General features: G+C 48.0%; 18 protein-coding genes and 1 tRNA gene. 3 read left to right on the top strand and 16 right to left on the bottom strand.

Going from position 1 to position 20,582, the window contains the following annotated elements; translation table 11 throughout:
* Positions 1 to 61: 61 nt before the first annotated feature.
* The 11 genes from HF569_RS00380 to yycF form a co-directional block, all read right to left on the bottom strand.
* Positions 62 to 922, bottom strand: coding sequence for a hypothetical protein (locus tag HF569_RS00380; protein WP_168900889.1), 861 nt, complete (start codon positions 920 to 922; stop codon positions 62 to 64).
* A gap of 328 nt (positions 923 to 1,250) precedes the next feature.
* Positions 1,251 to 1,751 (bottom strand): hypothetical protein, encoded by a 501-nt coding sequence (locus tag HF569_RS00375; protein WP_168900888.1) that lies wholly within the window; start codon positions 1,749 to 1,751, stop codon positions 1,251 to 1,253.
* 297 nt (positions 1,752 to 2,048) lie between these two features.
* A complete protein-coding gene (locus HF569_RS00370; protein WP_168900887.1) occupies positions 2,049 to 2,903 on the bottom strand; it encodes an AraC family transcriptional regulator in 855 nt (284 codons plus the stop codon).
* Positions 2,904 to 3,162: 259 nt separating this feature from the next.
* Entirely contained in the window at positions 3,163 to 3,639 is a 477-nt protein-coding gene (locus tag HF569_RS00365; RefSeq protein ID WP_168900886.1) for a GNAT family N-acetyltransferase, read from the bottom strand.
* 242 nt (positions 3,640 to 3,881) lie between these two features.
* Positions 3,882 to 4,361 carry a 23S rRNA (pseudouridine(1915)-N(3))-methyltransferase RlmH gene (gene rlmH / locus HF569_RS00360; protein WP_143463757.1) on the bottom strand — a complete coding sequence of 160 codons (480 nt, stop codon included), beginning with the start codon at positions 4,359 to 4,361 and terminating at the stop codon, positions 3,882 to 3,884.
* Between the two features lie 536 nt (positions 4,362 to 4,897).
* Positions 4,898 to 6,241 (bottom strand): S1C family serine protease, encoded by a 1,344-nt coding sequence (locus HF569_RS00355; protein ID WP_232842520.1) that lies wholly within the window; start codon positions 6,239 to 6,241, stop codon positions 4,898 to 4,900.
* A gap of 150 nt (positions 6,242 to 6,391) precedes the next feature.
* Positions 6,392 to 7,219 (bottom strand): MBL fold metallo-hydrolase, encoded by an 828-nt coding sequence (locus HF569_RS00350; RefSeq protein ID WP_168850380.1) that lies wholly within the window; start codon positions 7,217 to 7,219, stop codon positions 6,392 to 6,394.
* Positions 7,220 to 7,325: 106 nt separating this feature from the next.
* Positions 7,326 to 8,183, bottom strand: coding sequence for a two-component system regulatory protein YycI (locus tag HF569_RS00345; protein ID WP_168900885.1), 858 nt, complete (start codon positions 8,181 to 8,183; stop codon positions 7,326 to 7,328).
* Positions 8,184 to 8,209: 26 nt separating this feature from the next.
* Complete coding sequence (locus tag HF569_RS00340) at positions 8,210 to 9,511, bottom strand: YycH family regulatory protein (RefSeq protein ID WP_168900884.1); 1,302 nt, start codon at positions 9,509 to 9,511, stop codon at positions 8,210 to 8,212.
* Positions 9,498 to 11,354 carry a cell wall metabolism sensor histidine kinase WalK gene (gene walK / locus HF569_RS00335; RefSeq protein ID WP_168850377.1) on the bottom strand — a complete coding sequence of 619 codons (1,857 nt, stop codon included), beginning with the start codon at positions 11,352 to 11,354 and terminating at the stop codon, positions 9,498 to 9,500. The genes HF569_RS00340 and walK overlap by 14 nt, the downstream gene beginning before the upstream one ends.
* A gap of 46 nt (positions 11,355 to 11,400) precedes the next feature.
* Positions 11,401 to 12,117, bottom strand: a complete 717-nt coding sequence (gene yycF, locus HF569_RS00330) for a response regulator YycF (protein ID WP_168900883.1) — start codon at positions 12,115 to 12,117, stop codon at positions 11,401 to 11,403.
* 609 nt (positions 12,118 to 12,726) lie between these two features.
* On the opposite strand from yycF, the gene HF569_RS00325 reads away from it, so the two are divergent.
* Together HF569_RS00325 and HF569_RS00320 are read left to right on the top strand one after the other, a co-directional pair.
* Positions 12,727 to 12,799, top strand: a tRNA-Lys gene (locus HF569_RS00325).
* 321 nt (positions 12,800 to 13,120) lie between these two features.
* Entirely contained in the window at positions 13,121 to 13,726 is a 606-nt protein-coding gene (locus tag HF569_RS00320) for a hypothetical protein (protein ID WP_168900882.1), read from the top strand.
* A gap of 40 nt (positions 13,727 to 13,766) precedes the next feature.
* Here the strand turns inward: HF569_RS00320 and HF569_RS00315 are convergent, their stop codons facing one another.
* The 4 genes from HF569_RS00315 to HF569_RS00300 form a co-directional block, all read right to left on the bottom strand.
* Entirely contained in the window at positions 13,767 to 14,003 is a 237-nt protein-coding gene (locus tag HF569_RS00315) for a hypothetical protein (protein WP_168900881.1), read from the bottom strand.
* Positions 14,004 to 14,282: 279 nt separating this feature from the next.
* Complete coding sequence (locus HF569_RS00310) at positions 14,283 to 15,893, bottom strand: peptide ABC transporter substrate-binding protein (RefSeq protein ID WP_168900880.1); 1,611 nt, start codon at positions 15,891 to 15,893, stop codon at positions 14,283 to 14,285.
* A 460-nt stretch (positions 15,894 to 16,353) separates the two neighbouring features.
* The gene (locus HF569_RS00305; RefSeq protein ID WP_168900879.1) at positions 16,354 to 16,629 is read right to left on the bottom strand and encodes a hypothetical protein; all 276 of its coding nucleotides are present in this window, start codon (positions 16,627 to 16,629) and stop codon (positions 16,354 to 16,356) included.
* 71 nt (positions 16,630 to 16,700) lie between these two features.
* A complete protein-coding gene (locus HF569_RS00300; RefSeq protein WP_168900878.1) occupies positions 16,701 to 17,879 on the bottom strand; it encodes an MDR family MFS transporter in 1,179 nt (392 codons plus the stop codon).
* 139 nt (positions 17,880 to 18,018) lie between these two features.
* Between HF569_RS00300 and HF569_RS00295 the strand changes: the two genes are divergently transcribed.
* A complete protein-coding gene (locus tag HF569_RS00295) occupies positions 18,019 to 18,555 on the top strand; it encodes a flavodoxin family protein (RefSeq protein WP_168900877.1) in 537 nt (178 codons plus the stop codon).
* Between the two features lie 592 nt (positions 18,556 to 19,147).
* Here the strand turns inward: HF569_RS00295 and dnaB are convergent.
* A complete protein-coding gene (gene dnaB / locus HF569_RS00290; protein WP_168850369.1) occupies positions 19,148 to 20,548 on the bottom strand; it encodes a replicative DNA helicase in 1,401 nt (466 codons plus the stop codon).
* Between the last annotated feature and the right edge of the window lie 34 nt (positions 20,549 to 20,582).

The raw sequence follows: 20,582 nt of genomic DNA, 5'->3' as shown, positions 1-20,582 counted from the left end.
TATGGGGGTCACTTCACTTCGCTGAATAACTAAGTCTCATTCTATCTATTCTGAATTGAAATTATTTTCCAGGCATTAAAGCTACATAAATAGTCGGATAACCAACTTCCAGGTCTCGGGTATCATTCGATGATACCGTCGCAACGCCAATGTGCCAACCCTTAAACTGATTGTAGGTCACTGGCGCTGGTTGTGCCGGATAGCCGCTTTCCTTGTAAGGAATTGGGGCACCTTTGCTCATAGCGATCTTTGAGAAGTAGTCCTTAAGCGTTAACTTCCCTGCCTTATAGGCATCGGTCAGAGCATCGCCTTCAACCGAACCATCGGCCGAATTGATCAGGTGGATTCGTTGCGCTTCCTTAGGTGAGAAGCCATCATCTTCAACACAGGCCTCCCAGCTTTGATAATAAGTTTCGGTGTCGTTATTAGCGACCACAAAGTCCTGGACCAACTTCGTCAACCGCTTGTCGGTCTTAGTACCCGGGAATAACTTGGCGACTTTCCTGGATTGAGCGGCTTCTGTCTTGACGTAAGCCGGTGTGACTTTAGGCGCAACCGGTTTCGGAACCGGCTTGAGGTACCCACGCCAAATCCAGCCTTGCATCATGCCGTTACCGCTACGCACATGGTAGTAGATGGCGTAGTTATGACGATTCTTCTGATAAAGCTTTTCGTGTGCATCGGTAAACCAGGTCGTGGCACTGACCGAAGAATTTCGTTCATAACGAACCGTTAAGTGCCTAGAATAGCGATACCCCCGGTTGGCCGTAAATTGGTGCTGCTTCATCGGCTTCCGCCAGATCAAACGAACCGAGTTACCACGTTTAGCCGAGTATTGCTTCGCCGAGGCAGTCGTGGGCGCGGCCAGCCATAAACCTAACCCCAGACTTAACGCCAACATCCCCTGAATAAATCTTTTCATATGTAGTTTCCTCCTAACTATGGGGTAAGCTTAGCACTTTGCCGGAGGGTTGGCCAGTTGTTTCGGCAAACCAATGGTAGTCATAATTATTACGTTCACAACATAATTTAGCTCTGTCTTGGTCACTACTGATTGGGTTCAGAAAATACTACTTACACAACAAACCACTAGTTTAACTTAAAATTCGGCCTAAAAAAGTACCCTCCTCGCAAGAGCACCTTTTGTCTACCCAGCCGTTTTGGCGATGCCAGGCCTTAATCTGTTCCAAGCATTCTTTGAACCGCCGCTCACTGAATTTCTCAACATAAAATACTCAATTATCAAGGTGTCAATAGCTTTCATATTCAATAATAGTACCATTATCAATCAAGTGTTGTACTTGATCCTCTTGCTTAGAAATTATCCGACTCCTTACTCGTAGATAGATGGCTAAATCTGCACAGTTTTTCCGCGACAATGTAATTGTCAAAGAATGGCTTGTTATCTCGCCATTCTCGTTCGCTAAAGGTATCTTTAAATAGGCAACACCATCCTGATTATCAAATACCACTTGAAGGTCATTTTCACCATCCAAATCCGTGTACACGGAAGTAAATGATTCTGCTCGTCGGTCTAATGAGAAATCTAAACAACTGGTTGCTAATGCCTTAATATCTGGCCACCCCCAGCTACTTGAATACTTCACACCTACCTTATTCCCCCACAAAAAGCGAATCGAGAACCCTACTAATCTGTCAAAATATTCTTCATCCTCCACACGCAATCGATTTGCCACAACACTCGTCTTGAAGTGGAGATAACAGCCTTCCAAGTTCAATAATAATTCCATCTCAATCTATCCAATCTTTTCAATACACCACGGAATCTCACTCAGATACAAGATACAGACTTTACATGACGAGAAACCCCTACCGCTTAATACTAGCTGCCTTCAAATTGTGTCATGAATTCCCAATAACACCCTCACACTCAGCAATTAAATCTAAGAAAAACCGCATCACTTATGATACGGACTTCCGTAACTCCCCACTTAGCGGTCAATCCCAAGAAAAACCGCATCACTTATGATACGGTGAACCGTATCAGACTAACCTACGATTACGTTAATCACACGTGTCACGTAGCATTATCCTCGCTTACGCACTGCCAACCAGATCTCAGTTGTCCGATTATCGGCTGGCCGAGAATAATCGATGTGACTGATCTGCGGTGCCGCCACTAGTTCATAACCGCTATCTGGCAGCCACTGGCTGGCTGTCGCTGCCCAAGTGGCCTGCATTGTCTCCGGAAACGGGCCACGACTGGTAAAGATTGCCCAAGTCAAAGCTGGGACCGCAATCACCGTCAAACCTGCTTCTGCCTCACGGTGCGTGGAACGTACCCCAATCATATGAATCAGTTGACTGTCTTCTTTGGTATAGTCTTCAGCGTCGAAGTCAGCATTGATTATCCCATGTGGCTCCAAGTCAGCGTAAATGTGCATCGCATTCTGCTGATCCACCGTTATGCTTTTGGCGAGTTCAGTAATTGCAGGGTTTTCACCTTCAAATTGTAGGGGCACTCGTGCGGTGACACCCATCAAGTTAAAGGCGGGTAGTTCTTTAAGTTGGTATTCCATACTAGTTTCTCCCTTGATAGTAAGTTGAAAGCGAAACGAAGGAGCCGTCTTTACTGCATCTTGACTAGCAACTACAGAAGGCATCATCCCGTGCCACTCTTGGTAGGCGCGTGAAAAGCCCTCGGCCGATTGATAACCAGCGTCCATTGCCACTGCTAATACTGTTTTACCGTTCCGTAGCTGCTCGTTGGCTCGCGCGAGACGATGCCACTTCAAATATACAGTCAAGCTGGTACCGGCCAAGTAACCGAACATATGCCGGAAATGATAGGCGCTGGTACCAGCGATCCGAGCGATTGCCGAATCAGCTGGATCGTCCAAGTGATGTTCTAAATAAATCAGCAGTTCATTAAAATGCTGCATTGACTACCCCTCCATTTCGAAATCCAGTATACCTCCACGCATAAAGTTCTACCTGACCATTTACGCTCAAAAAATATCTGTGCGCAAATCTGAAATACTCAGGCCTGACTCGCTTAGCACATTTGCTAAGTCATTCTCCACAATAAACTTTTCCATTTCGTTCACCACCCATCTAAATCATATACGATGAGTTAGATTTTGCATATCACAGTAAAAATATTTACAGGGGGTTACAAGCTAAGATTCCTAAAGTTGGCCACTACTGCCTAAACTTCTCCAAACGATACAATTGTTCTTCGTCAACAGCGTCACGACCATCTTTGAAGTCATAACCCATATGCTGATAGAATTCGAGTCCCGTTATCGATGCCGGTATTTCAACCCGTTTTGCTCGCTGGAAATATGTATCTTTTTCGAGTGTCTCAATAATCAGCCGACCAATCCCTTGTCCTTGATAAGCTGGCAAGACAAAGATATCAAAGAGACTAAATTCAGTAGTACTCCCCCAATATGAACCGATAGCACCAGTACCAATGATTTTTTGGTGCTCACAAAAAACATAGAAATGGGTTTGCTTTGCCTTAGAAACAAAAAATTCAGCGGGCATTTGGCGAATTTCATTCTCAATGTATTCCTGAGAGTAATCCCTACTATTTGACTCTCGAAGAGTTTGTGCCACGACACTAGCTACCATTTCAGCATCGTTGGCTTTGAATTTTCTGACACTGATGTGCATTGAATCACCTTCAACTTTTACTTAGTCATATCAATTGTGGAACAAATTTTCATAGCAAAAACAAACTAAAGAACTGCATCGTTACATGATGTAACTTTACTTGCCCCGATTAAAACAAATAATACTTGAAATAATTTTCACCAGGAAACGGCTTATAACTATTATCATAGTTGCTAAAGAAAAAATGACAAACAACTACAACTATCCCTTCTTCAAATACCACTACACTAAGTATCAAGCAATCACTTATGATACGGAGACCCCTCATTAATCATAAACGCCCGATAAACCTGCTCCGTCAACACCAACCGCATCAACTGGTGCGGCAACGTAAACCGACCGAACGAGATCTGCGTGTCCGCACGCTTTAGGACCGCTGGCGTTAGCCCCAACGAGCCGCCAATGACAAACGTGATATCTGAGTGGCCGTAGGTGGTCAGGTCCTTAATCTCCTTGGCAAACTCCTCGGACGAGCGCTCCTTGCCCAGAATGGCCAACGCGTAGACGTATTCCTTGTCCTTGATCTTACTCAAGATCCGTTCGCCCTCCGCGGCCATGACTTGGTCCATCTCCGCCTGCGACATACTTTCTGGTGCCTTTTCATCGGGCACCTCTACGATGCTGAATTTACAGAAACGTGAGAGGCGTTTGGCATATTCCGCAATTCCCTGCTTGAAATACTTTTCCTTCAATTTACCGACAACGACAAACTTGATGTTCATAAATATCCTCCTGTACACAGACTATCCACAAAGTTATCCACAGGTGGATAGTCTGCTTTCCTAGATGTTGGGGGTAAATCATGTCTCACCTACGACATCTATTTTTTGCTAAAATGTCAATCCTTATTTAGTTATCCACCGTTCAAATCCGAAACGGACGTTCGGCGTCTCCGCTTACAATCCGCATGGTATCAACGTTCATGTCACGTTTTCCGGCGATCAACTTTTTCTTTCCACAGTTATCCCCAACGCCTGTGGATAACTTTTGCACCGCTATCATTGCTGTCCTAGTCCTGTTCATAACTTTTCCACTGGTCCACTGGCGAACTTGTCCCCCAAGTTATCCACAACTATAATTTTCGTAATTATGACGACTGAATTACCGTAGGGGCTGGCGGTTAGTTCGTTCGGCCAGCCAACCACCGGGTACGTTTTCATTCCGAATTAGATGTCTCTAAACTTCGGCTTTTCACTCAATAGTTTATCATACGCAAAAAGCGGCCGCTGGAAAAATCCAACGACCGCTTTCATTTTGCTTAACTTTCTGAGTTTTCCGTCGTATTCGTTGTGCTCTTCAACTGCGAACTACTCTCAGTCAACTTAACCTTCGTCGTCTGCTTCTTACCATTGTGGTAATACGTCATCGACACGGTATCATTCAACTTATACTTGTACAGGATATCCCGCAGCGTCGACTGGTTAGAGATCTTGTGACCACCCAACTCAGTGATGACATCGTACTTGGACAAGCCCGCCTTCTTAGCCGGTGATCCTGACGAAGCGCTCATGACCACGACCCCAGCGTCCACACTAGATGGCAGCTTCAACACTGACTTCTGTTGGGAACTGGAAACGTTGGCCAGATCCACGTAAGTGATGCCCAACGCTGGCCGGACAACCTTGCCCTTCTTGACCAGCTGATTGATGATGTTGACCACTTCGTTCGACGGAATGGCAAAGCCCATCCCCTCGACACTCGTTCCTTCAGCATCACTGGCAATCTTCGATGAGGTAATCCCCACGACCTGACCGCCGACGTTAATCAGCGCCCCACCAGAGTTCCCGGGGTTAATGGCAGCATCGGTTTGGATAACCGTGGCGTTCCCCGTTTGCGTTCCAGCCGAGTTCGTCGTTTCAATCGTCCGTTTCTTAGCGGAAATGATCCCTTCTGTCAGCGAGGTCGCGTACTGGCTACCCAGCGGTGACCCGATAGCCAAGGCCGTTTCGCCCACCTTAATCTTATCGGAGTCGCCAAACGACGCCACCGTCTTCAGATCAGCGCCGTTGACCTTCAACACGGCCAAGTCGGTCACTGCATCCTTACCCACTAACTTCGCTTGCAATTGCTTACCGGAACTCGTTACCACGCGCAGTGCGGATGAACCAGAGACCACGTGGTTGTTCGTCACGATATACGCCGTGTTGCCATCCTTCTTGTAAACCACCCCGGAACCTTCTGACGCTTCTTCCAGTTCGGATTTCGACTTACTATTATTAGAAGAAGACTGGTCACCGAACAGCTGGCCCAGCGTATTGCTACTGCTATTTTGATTCTGCAAGTTCACCACGGAGACCATGGCGCCCTTCACCTTGTTGAACGCCTTGGTGGATTGGGTCGACACATTGACCGTCACGTTAGACGTCTTCGTATTCCCGTTAGAACTACTACCACTCGGGACTGCCGTATCATTAATACCACTATTATTAATATAATTAATACCACCGTAGGCCACGCCACCACCGAGTAGCCCGGCGACCGCTGCCGTCACCGCAACTTTGGTTAAGGTCAAGTTGCCCCGCCGCTTACGTGGTTGGGGTTCTGGCGTTGGTGTTGCTTGGTTATTATCATTAGCTTGATTGTTTTGATTATTATTATCCATAGCATTGCGCAGAAACGCGCTAACCCTCCTCATTCGTCGGCCGGGGATCCTAGGACCACCAACCGTCATTTTTGATAACTCTTATAATAACTGGATTGTGTGAATTTTTTTTGACAAATACTTGCCGAAGTCCTAAAGTTTACAATTTCTTTATAAAGCCACCAGTGGCGTCGCTTCCTCCGGATTGGTATCAATCAACTGGAAATCATGGCCCACGCCAAAATCACGATTCTCCATCATGGACGCCACGGTCAGGTGACACAGCGACTGCATATTATTGTGCAGGCTCCGGTGACCTAGATAAATCTTCTTGGTCCGATTGCCCAACACATCCATCAACGCATCGGCACCTTCCTCATTGGACAAGTGCCCCTTATCGCCTAAGATCCGCTGCTTCAATGGCCAAGAATATTCGCCCATCCGCAGCATTTCCACGTCATGGTTACATTCCAACAGGTAGGCGTCGGCATCGGCGATCACCCCTTCTACGTGCTCGGAGACGTACCCCGTATCCGTCAAGATCACGAAGGTCTTGCCATGATAATGGATCGCGTAGAACTGAGGCTCCGCTGCGTCATGCGACACGGAGAAGCTTTCCACATCAATATCGCCAAACGTTTGCACCGTATCTGGCGCGAACAGGTGCTTCTGGGCCAGATCGACCTTGCCAATCTTACTGCTCATCGCATCCCAGGTACCCTGATTTGCGTACACGTTGAGTTGCTCGTAGCGTCGCGCCAAAATCCCCACGGCCTGGCGGTGATCCGAGTGTTCGTGGGTGACCAACAGGGCGTTAACGTCCTTCATATTCCGGTTAATGTCACCCATTAACTTCTCAATTTTCTTCCCGCTTAACCCGGCGTCAATCATGATTCGCTCGTTCGGGCTTTCGACGTAGCACACATTTCCCGTGCTCCCGCTGGATAACACACTGATCCGCAAGTCATCCGCTGTTGCTGTTTTCGTCCGCAAATCCATTCGACCTCTCCTTAAATTCAATACCGTTATGATACCGCATTTCACGGCACTTGTAACTTATTATCCACACTTTACTCGCAATTAAAAAAGCGGCCGAGGCCGCCCTTTAATTACTGGTTGTCGTGGTCCCACTGACCGTCTTCACATTACTATCCGACGTCAGGATCGCCCCCGTAAAGGCATTGACGTGTTTCAGCTGTAAGACGCCAGCGTTACTGCCACTATTCGCTTTAACCGCAATGACCCAAGTTGGAATGTACACGCTACTGTTCTTCAAATTGAAGTACCGGGTGTACGCCAACTTCGTCCACATGATCTTGGTGTTGTTCGCAATCTGATTGTACTGATACAACCAGATCAGCGCCTTTTGTTCGGAAATGGTTTCCGTCTTTTCCCGCAAGGTCGTGACGTTGGTCAAGTACCCCTGCGTATAGCCGGACACGGTTCCCGTATTGGTAAGGCTAAACCGAATTTCACCAAACTTCGAATAAATCTGACCATCCGTCACGCGTTGCGTATAGACCACCGTGTTCTGGCTGGACAGTTGTCGATTATATTTATACTGACTCCCATTTAGAATCAGCGCGGGGTTGGCCACCACCGTATCCAACGTCTTGTCAGGATGCTGGCCATCCACGTCTGTAATGGGGGTCTTAAAGGTCGATGTAAACGTCCCATCGGTCTGATAATGAACCGTCTGATCGGACAGCGACGTCAGGCTACTCTTGACGCTATCGTTATTACTGGTAGAGACGTAATAGCCCTCACTGCTCTTCTTAGACGGCGTCCCAAATTTGATATCGTCCGTCCGCATTTCTTTCACGATCGTGGTATCACTATCCGCCGAACGACTGGAGGTGGTATCCGTCTGACCCGTCGTATCGTGTTGAAACGCCGCAAACAAGAAAATGTCAATTGCGATAAACGCGACTAAGAATAGCCACTCAATGCGCCGAAAATCCATGCCGAATCCCCCTCCTTTTCACCAGGCTACTGCTGCTGTTTCAGCATCTGCGTATACGTCTTCCAGCTGCCGTTGTAGTGCACGTACCAGGTTGGCGTCAGGTTGACCACCTTATCCGATGACGATGACGTCAACCACTGGTAGCCCACCTGCAAACTGCTAATCTTCGACTGACTGTAACCAGCCGCGACCAGCTGTTTAATCACCGCCTGAGTTCCTGGCAACGTTACCGACTTCTTATCTGTCGGCACTGGCACTTGCAAACTATACCGCGAGAAGTTATACCGCCGAACGCCTTGCGATAACATTTGAATCCGCGCAGCGCCATAGTCACTCTGGTTAAAAATTGGGAATCCTTCGACAAAGCTCCGGTAGGTCACTGTGGAATTGGCCGCACTATATCCGTAATACCGCAAGTTCTCCATCGGAATGCCGATGGTCTTCACGGCCGAATAGCTGGCCTTCAACGCCTGACTAAAACTCAGTGAGGATTGCAACGCACTGTAATCTTCAAACAACGCAGTGCCTTGCTTGTGATATACCGTCAATTGCCGCGATGCCCCATCGCTATAAATCGTATTGTCTTTATTCTTCTTGGCCGACACATTGGTCGACTCTCCTTTGTTCAACAGGCGCGACGTAAAGTAGTCGGTGGACTGTTGATTTACCAAATAACTGTAAGATGGCACCGTCACGCTCGACGTCACGTAGGCCGTCGCCGCTTGACTCAGCCATTTCATCTTCACATCAATCCGGAACAGGTTCTCCTTCATAATCTTACGAATGGCCTTAGCGTCCGCTGACTTCACGGTCACCTCATAGACATCTTGCTTCCGGTCATCCAATAGATAAATGTGATCCTGCTTATCCAGCGGGACTAAGATCCGGGAAAACTGCGTCGTTTGACTATTTAACTGACTGCCGAATACCGTGTTGAACATTCTCACGTTGATCGGGCTGGCGTACGACAGCAATAAGCTACTCTTACGCGTTAAGTACCGCATATAAGCCGCCTTAGATGACACCCGAACGTTGTTAACCCGGCCAAATTGCCACTTATTCAGCACCTCACGCAATTCAGTTGTCAGGTTAACTTTACGGTTGTTCAATAGTTCTTGGTTGCCATTACCGTCGCTATAAACCACCTGCGTCGGCAGATAAACATCCCGTTGCGGCCGCGTACTCAGTTCCGTGGTCGTGGTGTTCGAGCTGCGCTGGCGGTTCCGCTCATACTGCGCCGGGTTGGTCCAGATCATGGCCGACAGCACCACGCTGACAGTCACGGCTACGGCTAATCCCAGTGGTAAGAAGGCTTTAGTTATCTTCATCCCAAAGATCCTCCTCTTCGTACGGCTTATAAGGTAGTGAAATGTAGAACGTTGAGCCACGCCCTTCGCGACTGTCGACCCAGATCCGGCCACCCAGGAGTTGTACGACTTCTCTGGAAATTGCTAAGCCCAGACCAGTCCCACCTTGGGCCCGTGAACGCGCCTTATCAACCCGATAGAAGCGGTCAAAAATGCGTGGAATATCTGCTCGCGGAATCCCCAGGCCTTGGTCAGACACACTTAAAATAACGTTGTTGTGCGTCTCCAACAACCGGCAGGTAATGACCCCACCATCCGGCGAATACTTAATCGCATTGTTCATCAAATTATCGAGCACTTGCGTGAAGCGATCGGTGTCAATTTCTACCCAGAGATCGCGCTTCGTAAAGTCACGCTTGATCGTGTAGGTCTTCTCTGGCTGATCATCTTGCTTCAACATCATATCGAAGCGATCCAAGACATAGTTAAACAGCTCGTTTAAGTTGACCATTTCCATATCAACCTTCTGCGTTCCGGAATCCATCCGCGACAGCGTTAGCAGGTCATTAATCATCCGAATCATCCGGTCAGTCTCTTCTTGCGTCACCTTCAGAAATTGTGGTGCCACCTCAGGGTCCTTCCAGGCCCCTTCAGACAGCGACTCGATGTAAGCCCGCACACTGGTTAATGGCGTCCGCAATTCATGGGAAACGTTTGACACGAATTGTTTCCGATCCTGATCAATCTTCTGCTGTTCCGTGACGTCATGTAAGACACAGACTAACCCGGAAATAAAGCCCGACTCACGCTGAATGAGTGAGAAGTAGGCTTGCAGAATCAGATCATGATCCTTCTTTGAAAAGTCCAAAACTAAATCATCCGGGTCCTCTAAGAGCTCGCGTAACGTATAGTCATCACGAATGGCTAAGAGATCCAGAATTGATTTGCCCACGGCGCTATCCGTCTCCGTATCCAGGAAACTAGCCGCCGTTTCGTTAATAATGGTGACATTCCCCCGGCGATCCGTCGCAATAACCCCATCGGTCATATGCGACATCACGGAATCTAGCCGCCGGCGTTCAGACTCAGTGGACTCCTGTGCCTCTTCAACCCGCACAGAAAGGTTATTGACGGCACTGGCCAATTGGCCCAGCTCATCCGTCCCATAGACCTGAACGTGCCCGGAGTAGTCCCCTCGCGCAATTCGAAGCGTTTGTTTCTTCATTTCATCAATTGGTCGAGTAATTGCCCGGGAAATAATGATGGCCATCACGAGGCCTAAGATAATCGCGACAAACGCCGCGGAGACGTAGATCAGCGTGATTTGATTAATATTTTGATAGACCGAGTCAAGACTCGACCGCATATAAACAACCCCAACTAATTCGCTGTTATTTCCCTGAGTGCGAATCAGTCGCGTGATCGTCGTATAGTACCGACTATTATTTTGCGAATTGTACGTCGTTCGCACCACATCGCGGTTGTTATAGATAGAATTCTTAATGTTATTGTCTGTCGTCTTCTGACCAACAATCCCCTGGTTATCGACTTCATTGGTCCCACGAATGGTTCCCTTGTTATCAATGACCCGAATCTGGGCATTATTCGTGTTGTTAATCTCCGACAGCGTCGACTTAATTTGTTTGTCGGCCTTAGTGGTGTTGGTCGTCGACAACTCATCTGACAAGCGGTTTGTAATATAGGTTTGCACCACCTGCTGCGATTTGAACGTATTTAAGTTTTGCCGTTCCAGTTGGCGGACGAACACCGCACCCACGATCTCCAGCGTTAGTAATAGGAGTAGCGCGAAGACCAGCGCGATTTTAAAATGAATCGACTGGAAAAATTTAATTTTGCTATTCACGAAGTCACATACTCCTCCAATGCGAGATTTAGCGGCTAACCGCTAGCTAGGCCTGATCAGAATCCGGGTTGCGCAAGTAGTAACCGACACCCCGCCGCGTGACTAACCACGTTGGGTGACTAGGGCTATCTTCAATCTTTTCTCTGAGCCGACGCACCGTCACATCCACGGTCCGCACGTCACCGAAGTAGTCATAACCCCAGACCGTCTGTAGCAAATGTTCCCGGGTCATGACTTGCCCAATATGTTGGGCAAGATAATGTAGCAATTCGAATTCACGGTGGGTCAATTCGATGCTTGAGCCCCGCTTAGAGACAGAGTAAGCCTCAGGGTGGATGGTCAAATCACCAATTTCAATATCCTGATTCTCTGGCTCTTCTGGCTGGGCGTGAGCCGCCGTATTCTGTCGCCGCAAGTTGGCCTTGACCCGGGCAACCAATTCCCGGTTAGAGAATGGCTTCGTTACGTAGTCGTCGGCCCCTAATTCCAGTCCGAGTACCTTGTCCAGTTCAGAATCCTTGGCCGTCACCATGATGATCGGCATGTCATGCTTCTTCCGGATTTCACGAGCCACTTCTAGCCCATCAACCTTAGGTAACATTAAATCCAAGATAACGAGGTCAGGATCACCGTCTTCAACCTGTTGAATGGCGGCTTCGCCATCATAGGCAACGTCCACTTCGTATCCTTCTTTTTCCAAATTAAACTTCATAATATCAGTAATAGGCTTTTCGTCATCGACAACTAGAATTTTTTTAGGCATAATTAAAAATTTCCTCCTTAAAGGGAAATACAGTCTGATCCGGTAATTGCAGGATTACCGGCAGGCCTGCCATTGGATGTCATAGAACCATCGACAATGGGGCCACTACAATTAATGTTCATTTTTTTCATCGTTTAAAGTCAAGGAATAGTGGATGGGGCGTCATGACCCCATCCGATTTTTTCAGGTGCGCTGACCGTCCTGATAAGTTTCCAGTGACGGGAAAGCAACGCTACCTGAATTATAACACATCCTAAAATTTCTTTCAGTTCAGACCGCTGTAAGGGTTAAGCTACTGTTAATTTTACATTTCCCAGGAAATGATCCGAAGTGATAGACATTTTAATGAATTTTGTCCGTTTTATATTTTTGGACATTTTTTATCGGCCGCGATCCCCCGAATAATGGCGTCTTTTACGCAATTTCCAAAAAAAATTTTATTTTTGGCCGATCCGTAAAATTCCCGGTAAATTAGGAATTGTGACGTCCGTATAACCAATTTTTTGAATAAAAATCAACTTTTTTTCAAAAAGGGGTTGCACACCCCCTATCCTCATGATATGATAGTTCTCGTTGATATGTGAGACACACACAACAACTTAATCACATGGGCAGTTAGCTCAGCTGGCAGAGCAACGGACTCTTAATCCGTGGGTCCAGGGTTCGATCCCCTGACTGCCCATAACTACTAATCAGCTTTCACGAAGACGTCTTCGTGGTTGCTGATTTTTTTGTGCCTTCAAGTAATAAATATCCGTTTTGTTTATGTTTATTCAATTCGCTCGAACGACCAATCTTTTCTACCTAAAATAGCAAATCCAATTTTGTCAGTGCTCATTATTTTTTCTCCCCCACCGAGCAGGTTAGTGCTTGTATGCCCGCTTTGGCTGGGATCAGCCGCCTTTTTATAAGGCTTTTTTTATTCAGTTGCATGTATAAAGCTGATAAACGTTGACTAGTTAGGGGATTTTCCGTAGTGTGGAGGCTAAATAGGAGGTCGATTATGAATAAACTAATTCTGGGAACCATCACGGCCTTAGCGCTGGGTGGAACCGGAACCGTCTTCGCCATCAGACACTTCACCGCCCCGATCCCGTTCACCGTGACAAAGGTTCAGTACAATGGCCGGACGCACAAGCTCTTGTTGAAAACCAAATCATCCCAGCCCCAAGCCCTAAAAGTCACGTACAAAGGGCAAACCCTAGCCGAATCCACCCGTGCCTTAAAGCACCATCGCTTTAACGTGAAATTTCGGGGCTATGGGACGGTTAAAGTGACCAATGGCCATCTGACCAAAAAGATCCCGGCGAAGCGCTACGCTACCACTAAGCCGGTCTTACTGTCCGGAAAAGCTCCCGCTCGGCAAACCTTTTGGCAACCGACCGTCAAAGTTCCAGTCCACAGCACCGTCACGGCTAAATTTCGAGGCAAGACCTATCACGTCACTTCTCAGGGCAACCACACTCAGGTTAGTTTAAAGCTTCCCGTCAGAACGCGTCCATCCGATCAAGCCTTTCGCCAGGAAACCGTGGCTATCACTGCTAAACAGCCGCACAAAAAAACGAGCAAACCGCTTCAACGCAAGATTGGCCTCGATTTTCCCGGTTAAAAAAAGACGACCACTCCTTTGTGGAGTCGCCGTCAGCTGTTCAGCGCGACCGGTAACGCCGCACCGCCTCGAATAAATCAATTACCGCGAACAGCCCGATAAAGCCACCCACGCTCTTGAGAAATAAAATGGCATAACTTAACCAGAATAATTGCCCCTGTGACAGAAAATCGATTGCACCCTTGGTTAAAATCACCGGTACCATCAAACATAGAAAAATTTCTAATAAGTCAACCGTTTGCACAACTTGATCTCGCAATATTTTTTGAAAACTCACTGCGCAGCCTCCTCTAGGTTAGACCTGCCCCAATTCGCCTGTCATTTGCCGTCAGTTTTCACCAACGTTCCCCCAAATGATCAACCGAAACGGTTCCCCGCGATCTTCCATATTTTCATAGTAACATAAACTAATCGCTGACTGATTAGTTTTCTGGTGCAACTATTAATTCTCGCCAAGCCTCGCAAAAAAAAGCCGCCCACATTTCTGCGGTACGGCTTCCGGGGTTGGTTGTGAGACATGCGGTGAGTGCGGTCTCTCTGGGCGCACACTCACAGGTTATTTCCAATAAGCATACTTATATTGGGCATCCGTCGTCATGGTGTACTTCAAGCCACCGACTTGATCAGAAACGAGATGGGCCTTGGCTTGCTGGTAGAGGGGCACTAACCCCGCCTGTTGCGTCACGTATTTATCGGCCTGCTTCATTAAATTCCACCGTTGCTGCGTTGAATGGGCGGACGTGTCGTCAATCTGCTTCATCAGATTCGTGAAGTGCGCATTATCCCACTTCGTAAAGTTAACTGAGCTAGTGCCATCGGCCATCTGCAAGAAATCAGAAGGGTCCCGCCAATCCGTGGTCCAGCCGTCTAAGTCAATGTCGAAGTTCCCTGCCGATCCCTTCGCAATCTGTTGGGCCAATGGCATCGACTTGATGGTTAATGTCAATCCTGGCATGTACTTCTGAGCCTGTTGCTGCAAATACTGAGCCGCATGCTTCTGCTCATCCGTATCCGCCGTCAACAATTCTAGGTTGGCTTTCTTGATGCCCAGTTCTGCTTTAGCCGCCGTCCACAACTGTGTCGCCTTTTGTGGATTGTAGCTCAACATGTTGCCGACCTCTTCTGAGAAATCCTTTCCGGTGGTCGGGTTATTACCATCACCATACGGGATCAGGTTCTTGGCCGCGGCTGAACCATCCTGCAGAACGTTCTTAGTCAACGCCGTCCGGTCCACGACATAGGAGAAGGCCTGCCGCACCTTAGTGTTGTGGGTAATCGTCTTTTTATCGTTGAACTCTAAAAACCGCATCGAGCTGTTCAAAGTCGTCTTTAACTCTGGATTATTCGCATTCTGTTTGATGTATTGCCCCGCCAGCACGGTCTCTTGCACCTTACCCGACTTAAACAGACTTGCCGAGGTGCCGGGATCCTTGACAACCTGAACGTTGACCTGATCAAGTTTAACGTTCTTGGCGTTCCAGTAATGCGGGTTCTTAACGTAGGACCAACTATCCGTCGTGCCGCTCCAGTCCTTTAGTTTATAGGCCCCTTCGGACATCGTTTTAGTTGAAGTTGTCCCATATTTACTCCCGTACTTCTTAAATAAATCTGTCTTCATGGGATATTCTGCCGTGGCTAAAATATCAGCCAGCCACGGTTGGGGCTTGGAAAGCGTCAGTTGTAAGGTCGACTTGTCGAGCGCCTTAACCCCTAGCGCCGATACCGGTTGCTTCCCTGCTTGTACGGCATCATAGTTCTTCAAGAACTTTAATTTATTGGCAACTTGCGATTTGGATTGGGGGTTAACTTGCCACTGGAACGACGTCACAAAATCTTGCGCCGTGACGGGATCGCCATTCGACCACTTGGCCGCTTGCTTAATTTTAAACGTATAAACCGTGTCGTTGTGCGTCGGTTTAACCACTTTCTCAGCCACACCGGCGACCACTTTGCCGTCCTTATTCAGCGTATACAGACCTTCTTGCGTCTGCGCAATCATGCTGGAGCTGTTCGAGTCACCCGAAATGGCGGGATTGGCCGTCGCCGGATTCCCAACCATGGTGACGTTCAATGCTTTATCAGCGCTACTCTTGGCCTGCGTTGTGCCACAACCAGCCAACGCCGCAATTGCCAGTAATCCAAAACTTAACCCTACTATTTTCTTCATATCCAATCCCTCATTTCGTTTAACTAAAAAAGTCATCCGTCCCCGTTGGTTTCTTCAAACCAACAAGGGCGAATGACATCGCGGTACCACCTTGTTTTCTCTCTCATGATGCCTCTGATGGGCATCCGTGCGGTAATGGGCACGATCCAGGGGTGGCTACTCATTTCACCATCTCAACGCTCCGATGCGCTTCACCTTAACTGATTGATCCGGCTTCCATCGTCCCGGACTCGCTTAGCAACTGCGTTAAGGCTACTCTTCATTGCTTGGTCTCATATATTGATATTAAATTTATCATTATTCATTATTGCTGTCAATATAATTATAAACATTCATTTTTGTGTATATTTTATGAATAATTGGGTAAAAAAAGAGCTAACCCTTATCCCTATCGGTTAGCTCAACTGTATATTCGCGTTAAATCTGCAAAATTCCCCTAAAAACAACTAAAATATTCATTTCAACGATGTGGCCGACTCTGTTGTTGCCGCACTGGCGAAGTGGTCGTCGTCTGGCGACTCACCGTCTTGCCTTCTTGGCTAGTCGTCGTCTGCGTCTTAATCTCGACATGACCGCGCCCGGTCGTATTCGTCACCTGCACCGCAGTCTGCCCAGAAGTAGGCTTGACCACGGAGTCAGTAATGGTCGACTGGTTACGTGGTGGTTGCGCAAACAGCAACAGACCAACGATGATCCCAATCAGCAGGCCACAAATTCCCCTAATCTTTTTTTTCATGTGCTTTCCCCTGATTTCCCTAATAATCCAGATAGTTACCTGAGTTTATTATACACCATTCCCCGAGAAACTCATTTAAAAGTTTCCACACGGTGTTGGTTGCCGGTGATGATCGCCCCGTTGAGCGCCAAGATGAGCAAGTTAGCGACCGCGGCGACGATAAACAGTAAGGTGTACGATGAATGATCGATTACGATCCCGCCAAACAGCGGCCCTACCGCTTTACCGACCGATGCCCAAGCATTCGCCATTCCTTGGTACTTACCTTTAACGGCCGTGGGTGTCAGATTGTTGACAATCGCTGGAATCGCTGGAAAAGCCGTCGCTTCACCCATCGTGAGGATCACCATGGCAATGACAAAGTGTAAATAGTCCTTGGCGAAGATCAGGGTGACAAAGGAAACTGCCACGAAGAAGATCCCGGCATAGACTTGTAAGTATAAATTGCTGAAGTAATGTGAGAACCAATTAATCAGCGCCTGAAAGGCCACAATCAGTCCTGCATTTAGTGTCCACAAGAGGCTGTAATCCTTCATCGGAATACCCATTCCGGTCATATAAACGGACAGATTCGAAACCCACTGTTCATACATGATCCAGATGACCACCAGTGAAATGAAGAATCCCGCCATGATCCGCCGATTAGGTAGCGCGATCTTTACCTGCTGACTCTGTTGCTTTGACACTTGCCGATGCATGACTGCTGGGGCGTGGTAACAGAGAATGGCCACTACGAGGAAGAGCACAAACAAACTCGTCGCAATGCCGAAGAGTAGCGTCACACTGGTGTTGTAGACGTATCCTACCATTGCTGTTCCCAGCACAATCCCCAAATTTTGCGCAAAATACAACATGTTAAATATGTAGCGACCATCGCGGCTGTGAATCGTCGTCCCCAGTGAGTTCACCATCGTTAGGGTCCACCCTGAAGCCAATCCCAAAAAGATCAGTGAGATGGGGAACGCTGGCCAGCCATGATTGACGACCAGCCCACCCAAGGTCACTAGTGAGACGCTGACCCCACCAATGGTTAAATAATATGGGTTTAACCGATCAAAGAGGCGACCGCCCAACACACTCCCCACCACATTAGCCAGTGAATAGAAGAGGAGGATAATCCCGACCTCCGTTAATGACGTGCCCAGTTGATTATGCATGTAAATCGTGGTCAGCGGCCAAATAAAACTCATGCCAATACTGCTAAATAATGCTCCTAACAATAACCAACGGAGCCGAATTTCTTGTTGCATAGCGTTCCTCCTTTCCCAAAAGTACGTTAAGCTACATTCTAGCACTAGCGCTTAGACAATAACCACCCGTTATTTTCAAGAAACCGTTGCCAATTCGATGTTGTCGCCACCCTAAAAATTACGAAGGAGTTGTTTACTTATGACGATCCTCTTTATCAACGGCAGTCCGCGCCGTCACGGAAACACCGCCACGCTTGGCGAGCGCATCTTGCAGGACTGTCCACACGTCACCCGCCATCTGGCCGATTACCAGCTGAACTTTGAACAGGACCAGCGGGCAACCCACCAGCCCCAACGCGACCTAACCGACGACTACGAGCGTCTGATGCGCACGGACTTTGCCGGTGCCACCGATATCGTGCTGGGCACGCCCGTCTACTGGTACGATATGTCCGGCCAGCTGAAAGTCTTCATGGATCGCTGGTTTGACAGCTACAGTCACGACTTTCCCTTTGCCGGCAAACGGCTCTACCTGTTGATTGTCGGTGCCGATCAACCCGCTACTAAAGCAGTCGGCATTACCACCGCCGTCAGCCAATCCTGTGACTGGTTGAAGATGTCGTTCCAAGGCACGGGGGTGGTAACCGCGGATGGTCCCAGCGACGTTGCCGCCTTAGCCACATTACCGCCGAGTTGCCTGGCATTGCGCCAAAAGATTCTCGTGGTTACTAAATAATGTTTCATGTGAAACATATCAACTACCCCAGCGAAAAACGGCTGACTGCCAGTCCCTCCCGTAGAGACGCCAAAACGGCCAGAAACGTGTCCTGGCCGTACTGAGTTTAACTTATGTCGCGGATTTACCCATCTAAACATCGACTTTTAGACAAAGAAAAAACCACCGCTCGGGGAAAGCGATGGTCATCGGAGTAGGGGTAACGTCATTATAACAATGACGTTAACTATTTTTTCATTATTCCAGGGGAGGAGGAGTACATGAAAAAAGATTGTTAATCTTTGGTAGAAGCAACCGATTGGTTAACTTCTATGATTCACATCATAAGCTGAAAATATGACGAAAATGTGAACTTTCTAGCACAACCCTATGAATTTTACGCCCAATCACCATTTATCCGTTAATTTTCCCAATTAACGCAATAATTATGGGGCGCAATTTGATTAATATCAATTTGTTTGGACCAATTTTATTCATCTGACCTGCTGCCGAGAATGAACCTGAGAACTCCCAGGCAATAACCTTATCTAACCAAAAGCGTGGATCAAAGGCAATCGCCCTTGACCCACGCTTTTATTTCTATTACGCGCCCTTAATTTCCCTGTTCAGGGGTATAGGCAACTGAAGAGAATTTATTGAACGATTTTACGAAAAGTAACTTAACGGTTCCCCGCGGACCCGACCGGTTCTTCTCAATGATGACTTCAACTTCGCCGACATCTTGGTCGCCCTCATCACGCGGATCGCTGTCGTTATCGCCACCGTCTGCGTCGTCGCCTTCCCGTTCATAGTAATCATCCCGGTAAAGGAACGAGACAATATCCGCATCTTGTTCAATCGAACCCGATTCACGAATATCAGACAGCACAGGCCGTTTGTCCTGCCGCTGTTCCACGCCCCGAGATAGCTGGGAAAGGGCAATGACTGGCACGTGCAATTCCTTAGCTAACTTTTTAAGTTGCCGTGAAATATCCGAAACTTCTTGTTGCCGACTTTCGTGGTTCGTCCCTTCGATCAGTTGCAGGTAATCGATCACGATCAGGCCTAAGTTGCCCTTTTCCTTGGCTAAGCGCCGACACTTCGCCCGGATTTCCGTAATCTTATTACCAGCCGTATCATCAATGTAAATGCTGGCTTTGGCGAGACTACCCATCGCCACGATCAGGTTTTGCCACTCGTCTTCGGAGAGTTGCCCCGTCCGCAAATGATTGGCATCAATGGACCCTTCCGCACACAGCATCCGGTTAACCAACGATTCCGCACTCATTTCCAGACTGAAGATCGCGACCGTCTTATCCGTCTTAGTTCCCACATTTTGGGCAATATTCAACGCAAAGGCGGTCTTCCCCACGGCTGGCCGCGCTGCCAAAATCATGAGTTCATCGTCATGCAGCCCCGTCGTCATCTTATCTAGTTCAGCATACCCCGTCGACAACCCGGTGATCACATCACCTTGTTCGGACAACTTATTGATCTCTTCAAAGGACGTGTTCAACACGTCGCGGATGGGTTTGAATCCAGATTGGCTCCGAGTTTCGGCCACACTCATGATGTCGCGTTCCGCATTATCTAGCAGATCGGAGACGTCTTCATCCTGTTGATAGCCCTGTGTCGCAATGTTCGTAGCAGTTTGAATCAACCGCCGTAAAATTGCCTTTTCCTGGACAATCTTTGCGTAGTACGTGGCGTTAGCTGCCGTGGGCACTGCGCCCGCCAATTCGGCGATATAGGTAATGCCACCCACGTCATCCAATTCATTCTTAGCCGTCAACCGATCCGTGATGGTCACCACATCGATGGCTTCATCGCGGTCGTTTAAGTCGATCATGGCCTGAAAAATAATCTGATGTTCCCGGCGATAAAAGTCCTCTGGTGCCAGGTATTCCAGCGCATCAACCAACGCATCGGTGCTCAAAAAGATCGCCCCGAGGACGGCCTTCTCGGCATCGAGGTTCTGTGGTGGTGTGTGGTCTGTTAATACGTTATTATCCATGCTTAACTCATTACCTCTTCACTGGCTGTGAGAC

The sequence above is a fragment of the Levilactobacillus tujiorum genome (genome assembly GCF_012641185.1).
Lineage (GTDB): Bacteria > Bacillota > Bacilli > Lactobacillales > Lactobacillaceae > Levilactobacillus > Levilactobacillus tujiorum.
The sequence above is the reverse complement of the archived record's forward strand: the minus strand, read 5'-3'. Positions and strand labels throughout refer to the sequence as shown.